17 protein-coding genes are annotated in these 18,521 nt (G+C 62.7%); 5 read left to right on the forward strand and 12 right to left on the reverse strand.

Annotation, left to right across the window (positions count from 1 at the left end):
- On the reverse strand, positions 1 to 373 hold a 373-nt coding region (locus PMI11_RS09855; protein WP_037071053.1), incomplete at its 3' end, for an AraC family transcriptional regulator ligand-binding domain-containing protein.
- An 86-nt stretch (positions 374 to 459) separates the two neighbouring features.
- Positions 460 to 1,287 (reverse strand): oxidoreductase, encoded by an 828-nt coding sequence (locus PMI11_RS09860; protein ID WP_007816183.1) that lies wholly within the window; start codon positions 1,285 to 1,287, stop codon positions 460 to 462.
- 319 nt (positions 1,288 to 1,606) lie between these two features.
- On the opposite strand from PMI11_RS09860, the gene PMI11_RS09865 reads away from it, so the two are divergent.
- Positions 1,607 to 2,218 carry a glycoside hydrolase family 19 protein gene (locus tag PMI11_RS09865; RefSeq protein ID WP_007816184.1) on the forward strand — a complete coding sequence of 204 codons (612 nt, stop codon included), beginning with the start codon at positions 1,607 to 1,609 and terminating at the stop codon, positions 2,216 to 2,218.
- 10 nt (positions 2,219 to 2,228) lie between these two features.
- Positions 2,229 to 3,455 (forward strand): hypothetical protein, encoded by a 1,227-nt coding sequence (locus PMI11_RS09870; RefSeq protein ID WP_007816185.1) that lies wholly within the window; start codon positions 2,229 to 2,231, stop codon positions 3,453 to 3,455.
- A 183-nt stretch (positions 3,456 to 3,638) separates the two neighbouring features.
- Here PMI11_RS09870 and PMI11_RS09875 read toward each other — a convergent pair whose 3' ends face one another.
- From PMI11_RS09875 to PMI11_RS09905, 7 genes are all read right to left on the reverse strand, one after another.
- Entirely contained in the window at positions 3,639 to 4,673 is a 1,035-nt protein-coding gene (locus tag PMI11_RS09875) for an aliphatic sulfonate ABC transporter substrate-binding protein (protein WP_007816186.1), read from the reverse strand.
- Between the two features lie 30 nt (positions 4,674 to 4,703).
- Positions 4,704 to 5,555 (reverse strand): ABC transporter permease, encoded by an 852-nt coding sequence (locus PMI11_RS09880; protein WP_007816187.1) that lies wholly within the window; start codon positions 5,553 to 5,555, stop codon positions 4,704 to 4,706.
- Between the two features lie 14 nt (positions 5,556 to 5,569).
- Positions 5,570 to 6,406 (reverse strand): ABC transporter ATP-binding protein, encoded by an 837-nt coding sequence (locus PMI11_RS09885; RefSeq protein ID WP_007816188.1) that lies wholly within the window; start codon positions 6,404 to 6,406, stop codon positions 5,570 to 5,572.
- A 13-nt stretch (positions 6,407 to 6,419) separates the two neighbouring features.
- A complete protein-coding gene (locus PMI11_RS09890; protein WP_007816189.1) occupies positions 6,420 to 6,746 on the reverse strand; it encodes a 4Fe-4S dicluster domain-containing protein in 327 nt (108 codons plus the stop codon).
- Positions 6,743 to 8,374, reverse strand: coding sequence for an FAD-dependent oxidoreductase (locus PMI11_RS09895; RefSeq protein WP_007816190.1), 1,632 nt, complete (start codon positions 8,372 to 8,374; stop codon positions 6,743 to 6,745). Before PMI11_RS09895 ends, PMI11_RS09890 begins: the two co-directional genes overlap by 4 nt.
- Before the next feature lie 106 nt (positions 8,375 to 8,480).
- A complete protein-coding gene (locus tag PMI11_RS09900; RefSeq protein WP_007816191.1) occupies positions 8,481 to 9,068 on the reverse strand; it encodes a thioredoxin family protein in 588 nt (195 codons plus the stop codon).
- A 340-nt stretch (positions 9,069 to 9,408) separates the two neighbouring features.
- A complete protein-coding gene (locus PMI11_RS09905) occupies positions 9,409 to 10,203 on the reverse strand; it encodes a hypothetical protein (RefSeq protein ID WP_007816192.1) in 795 nt (264 codons plus the stop codon).
- A 197-nt stretch (positions 10,204 to 10,400) separates the two neighbouring features.
- Here PMI11_RS09905 and PMI11_RS09910 point away from each other — a divergent pair, with 197 nt between their 5' ends.
- Positions 10,401 to 10,736 (forward strand): antibiotic biosynthesis monooxygenase family protein, encoded by a 336-nt coding sequence (locus PMI11_RS09910; RefSeq protein WP_007816193.1) that lies wholly within the window; start codon positions 10,401 to 10,403, stop codon positions 10,734 to 10,736.
- 196 nt (positions 10,737 to 10,932) lie between these two features.
- Here PMI11_RS09910 and PMI11_RS09915 read toward each other — a convergent pair whose 3' ends face one another.
- The 3 genes from PMI11_RS09915 to PMI11_RS09925 all read right to left on the reverse strand — a co-directional run bounded on the left by PMI11_RS09915 (position 10,933) and on the right by PMI11_RS09925 (position 11,991).
- Entirely contained in the window at positions 10,933 to 11,328 is a 396-nt protein-coding gene (locus PMI11_RS09915) for a hypothetical protein (protein WP_007816195.1), read from the reverse strand.
- Positions 11,325 to 11,528, reverse strand: a complete 204-nt coding sequence (locus PMI11_RS09920; RefSeq protein WP_007816197.1) for a hypothetical protein — start codon at positions 11,526 to 11,528, stop codon at positions 11,325 to 11,327. Before PMI11_RS09920 ends, PMI11_RS09915 begins: the two co-directional genes overlap by 4 nt.
- Positions 11,529 to 11,739: 211 nt before the next feature.
- Positions 11,740 to 11,991, reverse strand: coding sequence for a hypothetical protein (locus PMI11_RS09925; protein ID WP_007816199.1), 252 nt, complete (start codon positions 11,989 to 11,991; stop codon positions 11,740 to 11,742).
- A gap of 305 nt (positions 11,992 to 12,296) precedes the next feature.
- Here PMI11_RS09925 and PMI11_RS37870 point away from each other — a divergent pair, with 305 nt between their 5' ends.
- Together PMI11_RS37870 and PMI11_RS09935 are read left to right on the forward strand one after the other, a co-directional pair.
- Positions 12,297 to 15,110 (forward strand): hypothetical protein, encoded by a 2,814-nt coding sequence (locus PMI11_RS37870; protein ID WP_007816201.1) that lies wholly within the window; start codon positions 12,297 to 12,299, stop codon positions 15,108 to 15,110.
- A gap of 3 nt (positions 15,111 to 15,113) precedes the next feature.
- Complete coding sequence (locus tag PMI11_RS09935) at positions 15,114 to 18,437, forward strand: hypothetical protein (RefSeq protein WP_007816202.1); 3,324 nt, start codon at positions 15,114 to 15,116, stop codon at positions 18,435 to 18,437.
- The last annotated feature ends 84 nt before the right edge of the window (positions 18,438 to 18,521 follow it).

The following is an 18,521-nucleotide window of genomic DNA, read 5'->3' on the forward strand; positions in this document are numbered from 1 at the left end:
CCGCAAAGGTGCCGTCGCCTGCCGCATCCGGCTCGGCTTCATCGGTATGAAGCCAGCGCACCGCGACCCGGCATTCGCTCCCGGTTTCGGCTGCGGTCAGTTCCTCCGGGGTGCACAGCCGTTTGAACCGTGCCAGCCGGTGCAGCCCGTCGCGGTAATCCCGGGCGAAGAAGGCCGACATCGTGGCGGGCGGATGCACGGAAGTATCGGTCTCGACGGTCATGCGCAGGCCGATGGCGGGATCTTGCGAGAGTGTTTCGACCGCACGCCACAGCGCGAAATACTGTGCCGTCGTCAGCCATGTCTCCGGCGCGATATGCAGTGTCGCCGGCAGCCTTGCCTGACGCAGCAGAGCCGGGGCGGGCAGGCCCATACGCTCCGCCGCCCGCCAGAAGGCTTGCGGCAACCTGCATCTGTCGCCCGCGTCCCTGGTCATCGTTGCATCCTCCGCCGCGGTCCTCACATCTGGCTCTTGATCAGCCGGTCGAAGGCACGGTCGCCCAGCCACTTGCGCACCCAGATCATGAGCTTTGCGTATTTGCCCGCTGCGTAGCGGGCTTTGGGCCGGGCCGACAGGAGGGCATTGCCGACGACATCGGCGATGACTTTGGGATCAGTGCCCTGGCCCCGGCCATAGCTCCTGTCGATGGAGGCGGCCACGCTTTGCGCGAGCTTCTGATAAGGGCCGCTGCCGGACCGTTCCAGGATGCCCCGGGAAGCCGCATCGCCAAAGCCCGTCTCGATAAGCCCCGGCTCGATCACGACGACGTGGATGCCGAAGGGTTCGAGCTCCAACCGAAGGCTGTCCGACCAGCCTTCCAGCGCATGTTTGGTCGCGTGATACCAGGCGCCCAGCACCGTATAGATCTTGCCCCCCATCGAGGTGATGTTGACGATGGTGCCGGCGCCGCGCGCCCGCATCGCCGGGAGCAGAAGCTGGGTCAGGCGAGCGGGGCCGAAGACGTTGACCTCAAACTGGTAGCGCGCCTCATCGAGCGGGATCTCCTCGACAGGGCCGTAGAGACCGAAGCCGGCATTGTTGACCAGCACGTCGACGCCGTCAGATTTTTCGGTGATCGCCCGGACCGCGGCAACGATATCCTCGTCCTTGGAAATATCCATCCGCAGAGGGATTGCGCCAAGCTCTGCCAGATCGGCCATCTTCTCGACGCTGCGGGCGGCGGCATAGACCAGATAGCCGTCAGCGATCAGGCGTCCGGCTATGGTTTTTCCCATGCCGGATGACGCGCCCGTAACCAGGGCCGTAGGTTGGGATTTGCTGTTCATGGTGCACCTTTTTGCTCTTGCATGGAACGCAAGGTAAGCCGGCGCATCATGCCAGATCAGTTGCAGACGACGCCAGAGATATTGCGAAAGGCGCCAATTCTCCGATATTCGCAATGCTTCGGCACGTCATCTCGCTTATTCTTTTGGTTTTATGTCATTGAAATAAAGTATTTTTACTAATCCTTTTATTGCTGAGAGGAATCTGTAATTAAATTCTCATGCTTGTATGTAGAAAGTGAATTTTTAGAGTTAATAACTATAAGTTGACAATATACAATTCACGTTTATTCTTCCTGTAGTATTTTTATGGGAGGAGAAATTGTCTAGCGCAATCAATGAAAAATTCTTCTTCGACTATATAAAGCTGCATTTGTTCGATGGCAGCCTGTCGGCAAAACAAGTCGACGGTATGCAAAGTATTCTGACCGCGTGGAGTGCAAAACATGCAGGGCAGGACGACCGGTATCTTGCCTATATGCTTGGTACAACCCATCACGAGACCGGAAGAACCATGCAGCCGATCAAGGAATGGGGCAGCGATGCCTATTTCTTCAGGATGTATGATCGCAAAGGTCAACGGCCGGATGTCGCGCAACAGCTGGGAAACACGCAGGATGGCGACGGTGTCAAATTCTGCGGCCGCGGCTACGTCCAGCTCACCGGACGGGCCAATTATACCAAATGGGCCGCGAAGACCGGGCAGCCGCTGGTGGATAATCCGAATCTCGTCCTGCAAGCCGACATCGCCACTGTCATTCTCATGGAGGGCATGATTGCCGGCTCCTTTACCGGCAAGAAGCTCGGAGATTACTTCTCCGGGGCAACGGCCGACTGGGTGAACGCACGGCGCATCATCAACCGTCTGGACAAGGCCCAGCTCGTCGCGAGCTATGCCACCAAATATTACGCCGCCATCAGCTACACGACGTGAGCCCGACGCAATGACGGATAGTTCCGAAAACCCGCCGCCGCGCGAGGCGACGCCGCTTGCGGAAACGCTTATCAAATGGGGAACTGTCGCAGCCGGGCTGATCGCCGCCGCCCAGGCCGGTACGACCTGGATCAATGGCTATTTCAGCGAACGCAATGCCAATATAGCGGCCGTGCAGAGCGTCGAGCTGCAGAAGGTCAAGGACCAGAGCGAGCTTGCCAAGACCTATCTCGATCTCATTCTCGACGACCAGACCACGCCGCAGGACAGGACGCTGCTCTACGATGCGCTGAGCCAGCTCAAGGACCACCCGCTACAGGCATGGGCGAAGCAAAAATATGATGCCAATCGGCTCTATATGGAAGCGCTGGTCAGGAACGCGCAGGAGAGGGCGGAGGCCGCGCGCATCAAGGAGGAATCCCAGCGAGAGAGTACGGAGCTGAAGCTCGAGGCCGAGGCCATAACGCTCGACATGAGCCAGGCGAAGGCTGAGGCTGACCCGGAAAAGGTCGAGAAGCTCCGGGAAGAGATCCTGGCGATCTATGCGAGGATATCGGAGACCGAAGCCGCCGTATCCGTTGCAACGATCACCATTGAAAAGAGCGCGTCCGACCAAAGTGTCAGCTCGAAACTGCCCGAGCTGAGCAATAGCGTGGGCCAAACAGGCGATACCGTCGTGGCGCTCAGCGAAAAAATCACGCCCGACCTGCTCAAGCCGCTTTTTGCCGCCTCCGCCTCCCAGAGGATCGAGGACAATTACATCTACCTGCAGAAGGCGCTGCAGGAGTTTCGCGTCTCCGATCCCCGGATCGTCGCCGCCGTTGTCGCAAATCTCGCGGTGGAGGCGCCCGACCTCAGGGAGCAGGAGGAAAACGAGGCCTATGCGGCGCGGACCTATGAGGGCAAGGCCGTATTGGGGAACACCCAGCCGGGGGATGGCGCAAAATATCGCGGGCGAGGCTATTTCGGCCTGACCGGACGAGAAAACTACGTGCGGATGAGCAAGAGCCTGAAGCTGCCGAGTCTCGTCGATTTCCCCGAGGATGCGAAGAAGCCCGAGCTTGCCCTGCGCATTGCCGTTGCCTTGCTGACGGAACGAACATCGCGGCTGACGGCGGCACTCGATGCAGACGATCTCGTCACAGCATCAAAAATCGTCCGCGCAGGGGCGAACCCCGAGCTTCATCAGAAGTTTGCGGCCACCTATCGGCAGGTGATCGTGAAGCTGGCGGGGTAGGCTGTCCCCGTCGACGATCGCCGCAACGCGGAGAGCCCGCTTTGGTGCGTGCTCAATTTGTTGGCAGGACCTTTGCTGCTAACGCAATGCCATCCTTGGCCTTGTGCCTGATATCGAACGCCAGCAGATATCAGGGACAAGCCCGAGCATGATGGCGGGCAGGTGGCGGCCCTGCCTTACTGGTTAGTTCGACTTCTTGGCGTCGACTTCCCTATACGCGGCGTCGAGGAAGCTGGTGTCGATCCACTTGTCGTAGTCGACGGAGCCCTTGAGCAGCTTGGCGTCGGCCATGAACTGCTCTTCGCTCTTCAGCGAAGCAAGTGCCTCAGGCGTGATCTTCGGGTCCTGATAGAAAAGGTTGTCCTTGTAGGTCTTGCGGACCGACTTTTCCGAGGACTTGGTTTCGTCGACGAAGATCTTGATCGTGTCTTCCGGGTGGGCATCGGCCCAGCGGGCGGTTTCGATATCGACCTTCAGAAGGCGCTTGACGAGATCGGGGTACTTGCGGACGAACTCGCCATTGGCGGATATGAGGAAGGGGGCCGACCATTCCGGATGCGAGGAGGCATCGAGGATGACGCGGGCCTGGCCGGTGTCGACGAGCTTGGCGGCGACATCGCCGCTTTCGACGACGGCATCGACATCACCGCGCACCAGCGCCGGGCCTGAGGCGTCGAAGGCGAGGTTCAGGGATTCCACGTCGTTCAGCGACAGGCCAGCGGATTTCAGCGCCTTGGCGAAGGTGGAGTGGCGCACTGTGCCGGTGAGATAGGCGACCTTCTTGCCCTTGAGATCGGCGAGCGACTTGATCGGGGAGTCGGTCTTGACGATGATCGCCGAGCCGTTTTCCTTCACGAAGCTGGAAAGGCCGATGGCCTTCACGTCCGCGCCGGCTGCGGCGACGCGGAGCGCCGGGTTGTTGCCGGTATAGATGAATTCGACAGCGCCGGTGGCAAGCGCGGTGGTGGCTTCCGAGCCGCCATTGGTGAAGGCGATGAATTCGACCTTGATGCCGTCCTTTTCGAATTCCTTGGCGAGCGAGCCGCTGTGGCGCTCAAGGATGAATTTCAGGTGGCCGGGGGCGGTGCTGCCGATGCGGATGACATCGGGCTTGTCTTCGGCAAGCGCGGGCGTGGAGAGCGCGGCGCTGCCGAGGGCGAGGGCCGCGAGGCCTGATAGCAGCGTGCGGCGCAGGATGGATGGGTTGAAGCGTGTCATGTGGTGTCCCCTTCAGAAACGGTATTGCATTCAGTTGTGAGAGATTTCGGAGCTGCCCTTCCAGGCGGTGGCCCAGCGCTCGAACCAGACGAGCAGGTAGTTCACGAGCAGGCCGATCGCGGTCATGGTGATGATGCCGGCATACATGTCGGCCGTTTCCATCATCAGCTGCGACTGCTGGATCAGGAATCCGAGGCCGGATTTGGCGGCGAGCATCTCGGCGCCGATGACCGCGAAGATCGAGGATTTGACGGCAAGGCGCATGCCCGAGACGATCGAGGGAATGCTCGCCGGCAGGATGACCTTGCGGAACATGTCGAGGTCAGACGTGCCCATCGAGCGGGCGGCCTTCAGCAACAGCGGATCGACTGACTTGACGCCGGAGATCGTGTTGATCAGCAGGAAGAAGACCGAGGAATAGAAGCAGATGGCGATCTTCGAGGCCTCGCCGATGCCGAGCAGCAGGATGAAAACCGGCAGCAGGGCAAATTGCGAGGTGTTGCGCAGCGTCTGGACAAGCAGGTCGGAGACCTTTTCGAACAGCGTATAGCGTCCCATCAGGAAGCCGAGCGGCACGGCGACCACGACGGCAAGCAGGAAGCCGATCGCGGCGCGCTGCAGGCTGATGCCGATATTGGCCGAGAGCGTGCCGTCGAGCAGCATCGCGTACCAGGCTTCCAGCACTTCGCTGAGCGGCGGGAAGAAGATGCGGTTCAGCCAGCCGAGGCGCGGCGCGATCTCCCAGAGGCCGAAGAAGACGACCATCAGCGGCAGGCCATAGGTGGCAGCGCCGAATTCGATGCGGCGCCTGGGCCGTGCGGCCTTTTCCTTCGCGGGGAAGAGACGGGCGCCGACGGCGGATTTATCGGTAATGTAGGCCATGGCAGGTCCTCCCTTCAGTTGCTGTAGGCGGGCGAAAGCGCCCAGTCTTTCTGCGCCTTGTTCACCTCGTCGCGCAGCGCTTCCCAGACGCGGCCGCGATGGGCGTTGAACTCCGCACTGGCTCTGATGTCGCCATCGCGCGGGCGCGGCAGGTCGATATCGATGATTTCCTTCACCGTGCCGGGGCGCGCCGTCATGACGACGATGCGGTCGGCGAGGTAGATCGCCTCGTCGATCGAGTGGGTGACGAAGACGACTGTCGTGTTGATCTTTTCCCAGATGCGCAGAAGCTCGGTCTGCAGGATCTCGCGGGTCTGGGCATCGAGTGCCGCGAAGGGCTCGTCCATCAGCAGCACTTCGGGATCGGTCGCGAGCGCGCGGGCGATCGCCACGCGCTGCTGCATGCCGCCGGAGAGCTGGTTGGGGAAACGATCTTCGAAACCGGAGAGGCCGAAGAGGGAGAGGAAGTAGCGTGCCTTCTCCGTGCGCTCGCGCTTGGGAACGCCGTGGACCTCGAGCGCATATTCGATATTTGCGAGAGCCGTGCGCCAGGGAAACAGCGCATATTGCTGGAAGACGTAGCCGGTCTTCGGGTCCGGCTTGACGATGTGCTTGCCGTCGATCCGGACGATGCCGTCAGAGGCTTCGGTCAGGCCGCCGATAATGTCGAGAAGCACGGATTTGCCGCTGCCGCTCGGGCCGACAAGGGTGATGAATTCGCCCTTGCGGATGGTGAGATCGATACCGTTCAAGACCGTGACGCGGTCCGAAGGGCGGCCGTCGATCGTAACGGTCTGGCCGGGCTTCAGCTGGAAGGTCTTGCGGACATCGGTGACGGTGATGCGGTCCATGGGATTCTCCAATTCAGACTTGCGCGACGCGGATGCGGTGGGTGGGGTCGAGTTGCGATCCGCCCGGTTTGCCGCGCTTCCAGCCAAGCGCGCGGGAATAGCTGCCGAAGAGGTTACGCGCCTCGACCTCTTCTTCAGTGATCGACAGCGGACCGTCGGCGCGCTCGGCGACATAGAGCGCGTCGGTCGGACAGTAGATCTCGCAGAGGAAGCAGGTCTGGCAATCATCCTGGCGGGCGATGACGGGCACGCCATCGGTGGCATCGAAGACATTGGCCGGGCAGACCTTCACGCAGATATCGCATTCCACGCAGCGGCTTTCGGAGACGACTTCGATCATGATGCGATCTCCTGGCGAGCATCCGATACGGCGCTGACGGCGATCTCATCGACGCCGCGCACGGTGATGGAGTGGGCAAAGGCCGGGTCGTTGCCCTTGAAATCGGAACGGCGGTGCATGCCGCGGCTTTCCTTGCGGGCAAGGGCTGAGGCGAGCGACCAGCGGCCGTGGGCGGCGATGGCGGCGGCCTCGCGCGCCTTCAGCCTGTCGAGGCCGGAGCCTGCGAGATGGTTTTTGACATCGGCCCAGAGGGTGTCGAGCTTGTCCTGGCTCGCCTGCAGGCGGCTGCCTTCGCGGAAATAGTTCTTCTCCAGGGGCGTGACTTCGGCGCGCACGCTATCGATGACATCCTTCGGCGTCAGCGCGTCCTTCACCGTGCCGCCGGGGCGCAAGCCCGCCTGGCCGAGCGGGCTGGATTTGGCGCGGAACGCCTTGTCGCCGCGGCGTTTGGCGTGGCCGGCCGCACCCTGGCCGGACCACCAGCCGCTGGCGATGGCCCAGGAGGAATTCGGGCCGCCGCCGCCTGACGTTGCACCCGCCAACGGTTCGCGGCTTGCGGCATCGCCGGCGACATAGAGGCCCTGCACATCGGTGCCGCAATCGGACGTGGCAATGCGGATGCCGCCTGTGCCGCGCACCGTGCCTTCGGCGCGGAAGGTGACGCGGAACATCTGGGCGAAAGGGTCGACCGGCGTGCGGTCATAGGGCACGAAACAGTTTGGCTGGCCGCGGCGCAGCCAGTCCTGCAGGGCGGGCTCGGCCTGATCGAGCACGGCATAGACGGGGGCTTCGATCATGGCCCTGGCGATTTCCTTTTCGCGCTCGCCGATACCGTTCTGCAGGTGGTTGCCGTCGCTATCGAGGATCGGCGTGCCATCCTCGCGGAAGAAGGAGGCCCAGCGGAAGGGCAGGCCCTTGTTGAGCGAGGAGCCGTAGGGGGCGAGCGTATATTTGCCGGTGAATTCCATGCCCGAGAGGCTGGCGCCGGCTTCCGCCGCCATCAGATGGCCATCGCCGGTCAGAGCCGCAGCGCCGAGGATGCGCTCATGGAAGGCGCAGCCGCCCGTTGCCAGCACCACGGCGCCGGCATCGACCCGCCAGTCGCGGTCTCGCTGGCGATCTATGCCGGCAGCCCCGGTGACGGCTTCGCCATCGAAATAGAGTTCGAGGGCAGGATGGTGATCGAGAACGGTGATGCCGGCCTTGAGCACGCGGCGGCGCATGAAGGCCATGTAATCGGGGCCGCGCAGATTGGCGATATAAAGCTTGCCGTCTTCATCATCGGGGAAGGGGTAGCCCCATTCGGCAAGCTTCAGGAGGTTTTCATAGGCCTGATCGACGGTGCGCAGCATCCAGCGCTGGTCGGCGAGATTTCCGGTGCGCTGCCAGCGGCGCTCGACGATCTGTGCGCGGTTTTCACCCGGCGGGACCAGCCATGTGCCGGTATTCGACGGGGCGGTCGCGCCGCTGGTGCCGAGATAGCCCTTGTCGGCAAGCACGACGCGGGCGCCATTCTGTGCCGCCGACAAGGCAGCCCAGGCACCGGCCGGGCCGCCACCGATGACGAGCACGTCCGTTTGCAGATGCAACGGGCCGCTGCCCGCCAAGTCCTTACGCTTCAGCGACATCAGAAAATCTCTAGGTGATGATAAAGGCGCGGCAGCCGGAGGGACTGCCGCCCAAGAGTCACGATAAAAAAGCGCGGCAGCTGCAGGGCTGCCGCGCTGGAACACATCAGGCAGCGTTGGAGAACCAGGAGGGTTCGTTGCCTGCGGTCCACTTGATATTGCAGCCGATGGATGGGGTCTGCTCGAGCGCAGGCCTGGCGCCGGCGAGCACGGCGTCTGTCGCAGCGCGCAGGTCCTTGCCGGTGACCGGCTTGCCATTGCCCGGGCGGGCATCGTCGAACTGACCGTGATAGGCGAGCTTGCGGGCGCCATCGAAGAGGAAAAGGTCAGGCGTGCAGGCAGCGCCATAGGCCTTGGCGACGCCCTGTGCCTCATCCTTCAGATAGGGGAAGGTGTAGCCGATCGCTTCGGCTTCGTGGCCGACCGCGGCAAGGCTTTCTTCCGGATGGGCCTCGGCATCGTTGCTGTTGATGGCGATGACACGCAGGCCCTTCGCCTCATATTCCCTGGCGAAGGCGGCAAGATCATTGCGGATCAGCTGCACGAAGGGACAACGGTTGGAAATGAAGGCCACGAGCAAGGCCGGCGTGCCATCGAAATCAGAAAGCTTGTGCAGCACGCCCCTGGCATCCGGCAGAATGAAGTCCGCGGCGCGGGTGCCGAGCTCGATGGGATTGGACGCTGTCTTGGGCATGGAAATCCTCCTGATGGGTTCAAATGATATAATCTATAAATTTTATGAAGTTTGAACCGGAAGACATTTGCTTCGATGGCGCTTTAGCGAAATAGCTTTCTTCTATGCGGGACAATCGTGGAAAGTTTTTGGGGTGAGGGTGGGAATGGCAGAGGTGGCGGGTGCGGGGAGGAGTCGAGGTGCATTCGCGGATAGGCGAGGATAGGCTGTGCCGTGTGGCCCCCTTATCCGGCCCTGCAAGCCACCTGACCGGAATGAGGGGCCTAACGCAAAATGGTTCTACACATTCCTGAGACATGTTCGGAGACATGCCTGACAGTCGGGCGCGTATCACCGCCCGCTATCCAAGCCTATGCCGCATCCAGACATTCGGCTCCTCGTACAGCCCGATGTCCGCTTCGCAATCGGCCATCAGCGGCGCCAGCCCGCCCTCCACGTGATAGGGGCCGGATACCGGAAAGCGCAGGCCGGTCCACACGGTCCATTGCTCCAGCGGTGCTGCGACGCGCATCGAGCGCGGGACGATCTTCACGATCCGGCCGCCGAGCTGCCAGTGCTTTCGCAGCCACGGATCGAACGGAGCGCCGTCTGTGGTTTTCCAGCCGATATAGTCCGCGAAGGATGCCAGCGGATAGGCGGGTTTTTTGGTCGGGCGCACGGGGGCGACGAGGGCATCGAGCCCGCTGTCTTTGGCATGCCTCTTCATGTTGGCGATCAGGCGTTCGGCAAGATCCGAGCCGCGCACTTCAGGCGTCACCACGATGGCGAGAGCGGAAAGGGCATTGGGCGTTTCTCCCGCTGCGGCGCCTTCCACGCCGCGGGTAAGAACCGCGTCCCAACCCGCGTCGGGCAGGGAGGTTTCGTCATCGGCATCAGGCCAGTGGAAGGAAATGCTGTTCGATGTGGCAAGCACGCGTTCGTTGCCGTGGCCATCGTGGCCGAGGGCAAGGAACTGGTGGCGGCGGAGGGCCGACGAAAACAGGCTGTCCCAATGTCTGACGATCACCTCGTCGCCGCCGATGAATTTCGGCCAGACGGCAGCGCCGAGCTCGTCGAACGCGGGGATGAGGTCAGGCCGCTCCTCGGCGGAGACAAGGGTGATCTCGTGGCGGGTTTCGTGCGGGTCGGTGGACATGATTGGCTTTCCTCTCCCAGATCCCGAAACGGGAGCGGGATAGCTATACGCGAACCAAGGCTCCAGCGGAATTGGCTGGCAGACGAGGGCAAGTCACCAAGGTGGTTTCGCGCAGCAAGCGGACTTAGCGGTCCCGCGGAAATTGAGGCAGAATGCATTCCGCAAGTAGCTTCAGCTGAGAGCACAGAGGAAATCACATGCGCATGGCCATTTTACCGGAGCCGCCCTATTACATGGTCAGCTTCACCTCGCAGCGAACAGCCGTAGACGATGGCTATGGCGAGATTGGTTACGCAATGACCGAACTGGCAAGCCAACAACCGGGGTATCTTGGCTTCGAAAGCGCTCGCGGCGCAGATGGCTTCGGAATACTGATATCCTTCTGGAAGGACGAAGACAGTATCCGCGCCTGGAAGGCGGCCGTTGATCATCTGGAAGCGCAACGAAGAGGCCGTCAAGACTGGTATTCGAAATACGAAGTTCGCGTCGCTCTTGTTCAGCGAGCCTACGGTTTTGACAGCGGGAGCCGGTAGACTGCCATCGAATGGAAGTGTCTCGACGACAGCTTTGGGCCAAGGGTGCCCGTCGGACTTTCCCGAAAGGGGTATCAAGAGAGCGCCTGGCGCCGGCCGAAGGCGTTTCGCAAGGTCACCGGAGGAATTCGGCCCCCAACCCGTCGCTCTCTTGATGGGGTGATGATGGTAGGCAATGGTTGAGGCGGTGTCTTGCCTATCTGTTCAATCGCCGCGCCAAAAGTGCCCCGGCATCGCCGATGACGATCGCCGGGATCAGCACCAGTGCCATGTCATTGATGCGCGGCGGCACGTCGATGACGACCAGATCGAGGCCGAACCAGGGATTGAGGATCTGCACCATGTAGATCGCCGCCCACCAGAGCCCGAAGGGGATGACGATGAGCAGGCGGCCGAGGCGGGTGGCGCTCCAGCGGTCGGCGGCTTCGGCCACGGCGATGTCGCGGGCGGCCTCGATGCCCTTGATCACTTCCGCAGCGGCCAGCTTCTGCTGATCGGTCTCAGCCGAGAGTTTCGCCTGATAGGCGGCCAAGAGCGGGCCGGTGAATTTCTCGATGATGCCGCCGAGCAGCAAGTCGGCCAGCCACTTCATTTCGCCCATCCGAACTTGTGGGCGAGGTAATACCAGCCTTCCGCGAGCGCGGCGATGAGCGCGCCCGAGGTGACCTGAAGGGCCATTGCGATATCGGGATCGCGCGAGATCATCTCGCCGAGATCGGGTGCGATCAGCCCGCGGGTGACGAGGACGGCGGCGAGGTAACGCAGGAGAATGCGGATGAAGACGAGGGTCATGTCTGCTGCCCTGATGGTGATGAATGGCGGCAGGATGGCCTGGGAAGAGTTGTCAGGCTGAACTCAGAGAATTTGAATCAGGAAAATTCTCTATCTCTTTGTTTTCCCGCAATTCCGGACACAAGACCGCTATGCACTTTTGCTGGAATTGCTCTCTTTATTTTCCGCAATTCCGGACACAAAACCACTAGGCACTTTTGTTGGAATTGCTCTAGAGAAAGCGGGCGAGCGCGCCGGAGGTGATCGCCTTGATCAGCAGGCCTGCGAGCGGTGTCAGCACGATGGCGACGACTGCCCAGAGCGCCTTGCCGATGCGGTTTGCGAGCTTTTCGACGCTGCCTTCGATGCGCAGCAGAGCAGCGTTGATATGCGGCTGCTGCGCTTCCAGCGAGACGACGCGCTCCTTCAAATCGTTGATCCTGCCGTGGAGTTTATCAAGCTCGTTGCGGGTGGTCTCATCCATGATGCCATTCCTCGTTTGGCGTCATGGATAGAATGCGAACGGTTGACAGCGAAAATCGCGGTTGACGGCGCGCGCTGGCCGAATCGGTCGGGGCCGGCATTCACCCAGCGGGCAATTACCTGACATCCAAAGATCTGACCTTTCCGCAGGAGTGGAGAAATCCTCCTGCCTATTCTTCAGTCTATGCAGCCCAGGAGTTCTTGGGCTTCGATAAGACTTGGCTTTCTCCGGTCGTCTGTCTCGGACTCAACCTTTCCTGCCGATGTTCGCTGTGATCAGCAATACGACGAAGAAAGGCCGCGGATTTGGTCAAGGTTCCCCTCTATCAAGAAAATCAGGACCGCGTTGCACTGCGGCCCGAATATACCGAAACGCTGGTTGGCGGCGCGACGGCCGATGCCTTCGGCTCGGCGATCGGCAAAGGGCTGCAGTCGGTTGCGAGCGGCATGGATGTCGCGGCCGAAGCGGTGCAGCGTGTGCAGCAGATGCGGGATGAGGCCGTCGTCAGCGATGGCGCCAATCAGTGGCTGCAGGCAAAAGACAGGCTGCTCTACGACCCCGATACCGGCTATGCCAATAGCGAGGGCCGGCAGGCGGTCGAAGGGTTCGATGCCTATGAGAAGAGCGTCCGGGGCCTGAAGCGCGATATCGTCGCGAAGATGTCGCCGGCGCAAACGGGCCTCTTCAACAAGCAGGTTGCCGCCTACGAAACCGACGCTCTGCGCTCCGGCATGATCAAAAAAGCCGACGAGACGAAGAAGTGGCTGCTGCAGGAACACACGGCGGCGGCCGAAAACTACTCGCGACAGGCGATCCAGACGCCCGATGATGAAACGCGCTGGAATGGCTTCGTCGGCCGCGGCCTGCAGGAGCTTGATGCGCGCGGCGCAAAGGAAGGCTGGGGTGAGCAGCGCACGCAGCTTGAGCGCGCGACCTATATCAGCAACGTTCGCCTGCAGTCTGCCTTGCGCATCGCCGAGAACGACCCGATCAGGGCCGCGAAATACGCCACCGATCACGTTGCCGACATCACGCCACAGGATCACATGATCCTGCTCGACAGGCTGAAGCCCGATCTCAAGAAGGCGGCGAGCGCCGACGCTGCGCATTTCAACGCTTCCAATCCCGCGCCGGGGCAGTTTGCGGCGACGGGCTTGAGCTATGATCAATATGCGCTGCTCTCCGTCATCTCGGACACGGAATCGCCTTCCTACGACCTGATGAACGGCGGCCAGCGCATCACGGACTATGCCGCCCATCCCGGCTTTATCGGCGCCGACGGCACGACGACGGCGACCGGCCGCTATCAGTTCGTCAAGGGCACCTGGGACATGGCGGCCAAGGCGCTCGGGCTGACGGATTTCTCGCCGGCCTCGCAGGATCGCGCCGCCGCGTGGCTTGCGCAGGCCAACTACCGCACAAGGACGGGGCGCGATATCAATCAGGATATCGCCGCCGGAAACTATACTGCCGTGCGGGCCGGGCTCGCCAAGACTTGGCAGGGACTGGCGAAGCTTTCCGATGCCGAGTTTGCAAAGCGCATGGGTGCTGCAAGGTCGGCGCCTCTCGCCGTCGCTGCCGGCGCACCATCGACCACGGCCGGGCCAGGACCGGCAGTGCCGCAGACCGCCGGGCCGCAATTCTCACCGGCGACGGAAAGCGTATTGGCCGGATTGCCGGCGGCCTATGCCGACGAGATCCGCGAGGGCGCTGCCGATGGCGCACGCGCCGCGGCCACACAGCAAGCCGCGCGGGAGAAAGCCGCACAGGCGGCGCAGGCCGAAGCCACCCGCCAGCGCATCGCCAGTGGCGACACGACGCTGACTGCGCGCGATATCCATGCTGATACCGTGATCGATCACGCCGACAAGCCCGCCTTGCTCGACATGCTTGATGAGAAGCGCCGGGAGGCGCTGGCGACGGACCTCCGTCTCCAGGCCCTCGCGGCCGACAAGCTCAGAATCAACGCCTATAGCGAAGAGGGCCGCAAGGCCAATGACAATCTGTGGAGCGCCATCTCAGCGGCCGTCGAGCCGGCGAAGCAAGATGCGATGCTCGAGAAACTGATCCGCCAGACCGGGGCGGTGCCGACGCCGGTCTTCGCCGATCTGCGCCTCAATCTGACACGGGGGGATCCGGCCAGCGTGCAATACGCGCTCGAACGCGCAAACTTGATTTCGTCCGCCGATCACGGCGCGCTGATGCGCTTGCCGGGCGGCGCAGGACTCGCCGACGATGCCGTCCTCTATGAGTATTACCGAAGCGACATCGACCTGCCGCCGGGACTGGCGGTACAGCGCATCATCGACAGCAAGGATCCCGAAAAAGTGAGCCAGCGCACGGCGCTGATGGAGACCCCGGGGATGAAGAGCACGATCGCCTATCTGGCGACGGAAGAATGGATCAAGCCGCTTTACCGCACGGGTATCCTCTCCTGGACGAGCTTAGGCAATGAGAAGCAGGCGACCGCGATCATCAGCGATTACAAGCAGATTCTGACGGAAAGCATCTTTGATGCCGGTGGCGATGTGGGTGCCGGCCAGAAGCTCGCCAATGAACGCCTCCAGCGCCTTTACGGCGTGTCGGAATTCTCGCTGGATGGGAAGGATGTGCTCATGCACCTGCCCCCGGAAAACTACTACCCCCACGATGGGACTGGTTCCCATGCCTATATCAGGACGCAGTTGAACGAAGCGCTTGCGGCCGATGGCATCAAACACGGCAAGGTCTTCCTCTCCGCCGACCGCACTACCGAGACCGATATCGCCGCCGGCATTTTGCCCCACTATCAGGTTCAATTCGTCAATGAAAAGGGCGAGCTGGAGCACTACCGCAAGCCGTTCTTCGCCAACCCGCCGACCCAGGACGAAATCAAAGCCGCCGAGGATGCGGCGTTCGAGAAAAAGCTCGCCGAACGTGGGGCCGAGAAGCTGGAGTATCGGGAGCACATGGAATTCGGACGCGACCGCGAGAGGGTGCTCGAGTGGCAGCTTGGCCTGCCGGAATCGATGATGGACCCGCGATTGCGGCCCCCCAAACCCGCGCCGTCACCCGCCAAAGCCTCGCCGCCGCTTGAAAGCCGCGCTCGCCCGTCGCCGAATCTCGTAAGAAAGAAGTAATCCATGCCATTTGATGAAAGCCGGGCGAGCCCGGGAACACCGCTGGAAACCGATTATCTCATGTCACAGAGGATCGGCAGGAAGCTTCCCGCCCCAAGCCCCGATATCCTCACCACGACCGGCGCCGCCTTCCGGCAGAACAATCTCGTCGTCTCGATGGCCTCGTCGCACAAGCTCTATAAGATGGCGACGGGAGAATTTTACGACATCGATCCTGATTTTGACTCCTTCGCTCCGGAGAACCTGAAAGGCTACGAGGAGTATCTCGATCACTTCGTCCATGTCTTCAACAAACGCGCGATGGATGCGGTGAAGGCAGATATCGATCAGGAGAGGAAGGACCGCGAGGATCTGGATCGAGCCGGAATGTTTGGCGCGGTGATGAATATCGTGGCGAGCACGGCCGATTTGCCCACCTTTATTCCCGGCGGCGGGCTGGTGAGGGCCGGCAGAGGCGGCTTTTCCGTCGCCCGGTCGGCGTTCAGCATGGGGCGCGCTGCTGTCGTCTCCAACAGCGCGCAGGAGGCAGGCCTCCACATCAGCCAGGAATTGCGCACGGTCGATGAGTCGCTGGTGGGCATTGGCGGTTCGGTTATTGCGGCGGGCCTGCTCGGCACGCGCCATGCCGCTCGCATGACGCAGCTGGAACACGCCGCCGCCGCACGCGCCTTCGACGCCGCCAAGGCACCGGATTTCGACGCGGCCACCAACGCGCTTCATGCTGAAATGACGGGCTTTTCCGCTCCCCGGCCTGCCGGCGACGCCGGTCTGCGGCCGGTGTCATCCGCCGATCCCTCCATTGCCGGGAATGCGGTACCGGATACTGCCAAGGCCGCGCCAGCCGCCCCGACGACCGCCCCGACGACCGCAACCACGACGGCCGAGCTCAACCCGCTGCTGCGCATGCAGAACAGCCCTTCCGCCGCCGTGCGTGATATCGGCGCGCAGATGATGGAAAACCCCGTCTACCTGTCGAAGACACCACTCTTCAAGGAGACACTGGCCGGGAATGCCGCCGGCGCAGGCGATGCCCCCACCGAGACACTTCCCGAATTTGCCCGCCGCGCCCTGGACAAGGCCGTCGAGGCCCACCGCGCCGCCTATATGGATGCCCGCAAGACGGGGCTGGCGCTGACGGAGCGGGAATTCCACGAGGACGTCGGCCGTGCCATGCGCCGCGGCGGCCAGAGCGATATTCCAGCTGTTGCGCGAGCCGCGGGTGCCTGGCGCTCTCATGTCGTCGAGCCCCTGACCAAGCGGGCGATCGAGACGGGGCTGCTGCCGGAAGACGTCGATGCCGCTGGCGCCAGCACCTATTTCTCGCGCCTGTGGAACCGGGAGGCGATCGAAGCCAACGAACAGGAATTCAAGGGCATTCTGCACGGCTATTTCGACGGGCAGGCGTCGGCTGCAACAGCGCGCGAGACAGCTGAAAAGCAAAAGACGCTTTCAGGCCTTGAAGGCGCCAAAGCCGATCCGCAAGCCGCAACGGCCGAGAGCGGCGCTGCAGCGGGAGGCAAGTCCGACCTCCTCCATCGTGCCGGCCACTTTTTCAAGCATCTGGGCCATGGCGCGGCCGAGCAACTCGAGACGGGCCTCTATAAATTTGCCATCGGCCTCGTCGGCACTGAGCCGGATGATGCCGGCGGCGGTGACGGGAGTGGCTCTGGGGAGATCGGCCCCGAAAAGACTGGCCCTGCGAAGACTGACCCTCAGCAGACTGGCCCTGCGAAGACGGGCCCCCGCGTACGCAGCAATTTCGAAAGCCGGATAAACGATCATGCCGCCCGCACCGCGCCCGAACTCCATGATCCTGCCGCCCGCGCCGATTATGTGAATGGCATCGTCGATGACGTCTACGACAGGCTGACGGGCCGGGCGACGGAGGGCTTCCCGCCTGACATCACCCTTGCCGCCCACGGCCCGTTGAAGGGCCGCAGCTTCGACATTCCCGACGCGCTCGTCGAAAAATTCCTGGATGACGACGCTGGTCGTATCGGCCGCCGCTACGCCCGCACCATGGCCGCCGATATCGAGCTTGCCGAACGCTTCGGCTCGCTCGGCATGGAGGAGGCCTTCCAGCGGGTGCGGCGTGACTATGCCGACCTGCGCGCGCAAACCCGTAATAATCTGGCCGGTAATAATCTGGCTGGTGATAGTCTGGCTGGCGGCGATCCGGCCGCGCTGCATCGCCTTGATGAACGCGAGCGCGCCGATATCGCAGACCTGCAGGCCGTGCGCGACATGCTGCGCGGCAATGCCCGCCCTGAAGCTCAGGATACGAGCTGGGCGCGTATCCGGGCCGACGCCGGCGTCTTCGATTATATCAGGACGATGGGCGGCGCATCGATCGGCGCGCTTGCCGATGCCGTGCGCCCGCTGATGGTGCAGGGCTTCACCGGCTTTATGAAGGATGCGATCGACCCGATGCTGCGCGGCGTCACCGCCGCCGGCCTCGGCATGGAGGAGGCGGGGCGCGCCGGCGCCATCGGACAAAAGATCCTGGCATCGCGCATGGCTGCGCTCGCCCAGATCACCGACCCTTATGCCAATGGCCCCGTCTTCGGCCGCTTCCTCGCCAATATGGCCGAGGGCCGCCCGCTGTTGACCGGCCTCATGCACTGGGACGATTTCCAGAAGACGCTCGCCACGCGCCTCATCGAGGACCGCATCCTGGCCAATGCCGAAAAGGTCACCCAGGAGGGCTTCGCCTCCCTGCCGCCCGGCGAGCGCGCCTATATGGACGCCCTCGGCCTCGGCAATGAGCGCGCCGAAGATCTCGGCCACTTCTTCGCCAGCCACGGCCAGACCCTCGATGGCATCAGGCTCGTCAACGCGGAAAGCCGGGGCGACGACATCGCTGCCGCCACCATCAGCCGCGCGCTGCGCGCCGCAATCGACAAGGAGACCCGCTCCCTCACCGCCGGCGGCGACGATGACACGCCGCTCTTCGCCGCAACACCCCTCGGCCGCACCCTCCAGCGGTTCCGATCACTCGCCATCGCCTCCAACCAGCGTGTCCTGCTCCGCGGCTTGCCCGAAGACCAGACCCGCCTCCTCGGCGCCATCGCCGGCATGACGACGATCGGCGCCTTCCTCCACGCGTTGGGCGCGCTGGAAGGTGGTCAAGCCTTACCCGAAGACCCTGCCATCTGGGCAAGGGAAGGGTTGGACCGTTCCGGCCTATTCGCCGTGGGCTTCACGCTCAACAACGCGCTGGAGAAATCGGGCGTGCCCGGCCTTGCAGCCGGTGCTCGCCTGCCGACAGCCTTCGCAAGCCTGCCCCACTGGCGCTGGCTCCTCGACGCGCTGCTCGGCCGGCGCTGAAGAAGGAGACGCTCGGCTGCCGCGGACCGCTCTATCTGGAGCCCGCCGCGGGCCAATCTGCTCCGACAGTCACTGGGAAAGGGT

The organism is Rhizobium sp. CF142, from assembly GCF_000281145.1.
Lineage (GTDB): Bacteria > Pseudomonadota > Alphaproteobacteria > Rhizobiales > Rhizobiaceae > Rhizobium.

Bases quoted from the DNA above. Each gene is read 5' to 3' on its own strand.
- PMI11_RS09860 (WP_007816183.1), bottom strand. From the start codon at position 1,287: ATGAACAGCAAATCCCAACCTACGGCCCTGGTTACGGGCGCGTCATCC.
- PMI11_RS09870 (WP_007816185.1), top strand. From the start codon at position 2,229: ATGACGGATAGTTCCGAAAACCCGCCGCCGCGCGAGGCGACGCCGCTT.
- PMI11_RS09875 (WP_007816186.1), bottom strand. From the start codon at position 4,673: ATGACACGCTTCAACCCATCCATCCTGCGCCGCACGCTGCTATCAGGC.
- PMI11_RS09880 (WP_007816187.1), bottom strand. From the start codon at position 5,555: ATGGCCTACATTACCGATAAATCCGCCGTCGGCGCCCGTCTCTTCCCC.
- PMI11_RS09885 (WP_007816188.1), bottom strand. From the start codon at position 6,406: ATGGACCGCATCACCGTCACCGATGTCCGCAAGACCTTCCAGCTGAAG.
- PMI11_RS09890 (WP_007816189.1), bottom strand. From the start codon at position 6,746: ATGATCGAAGTCGTCTCCGAAAGCCGCTGCGTGGAATGCGATATCTGC.
- PMI11_RS09895 (WP_007816190.1), bottom strand. From the start codon at position 8,374: ATGTCGCTGAAGCGTAAGGACTTGGCGGGCAGCGGCCCGTTGCATCTG.
- PMI11_RS09900 (WP_007816191.1), bottom strand. From the start codon at position 9,068: ATGCCCAAGACAGCGTCCAATCCCATCGAGCTCGGCACCCGCGCCGCG.
- PMI11_RS09905 (WP_007816192.1), bottom strand. From the start codon at position 10,203: ATGTCCACCGACCCGCACGAAACCCGCCACGAGATCACCCTTGTCTCC.
- PMI11_RS09910 (WP_007816193.1), top strand. From the start codon at position 10,401: ATGCGCATGGCCATTTTACCGGAGCCGCCCTATTACATGGTCAGCTTC.
- PMI11_RS09915 (WP_007816195.1), bottom strand. From the start codon at position 11,328: ATGAAGTGGCTGGCCGACTTGCTGCTCGGCGGCATCATCGAGAAATTC.
- PMI11_RS09920 (WP_007816197.1), bottom strand. From the start codon at position 11,528: ATGACCCTCGTCTTCATCCGCATTCTCCTGCGTTACCTCGCCGCCGTC.
- PMI11_RS09925 (WP_007816199.1), bottom strand. From the start codon at position 11,991: ATGGATGAGACCACCCGCAACGAGCTTGATAAACTCCACGGCAGGATC.
- PMI11_RS09935 (WP_007816202.1), top strand. From the start codon at position 15,114: ATGCCATTTGATGAAAGCCGGGCGAGCCCGGGAACACCGCTGGAAACC.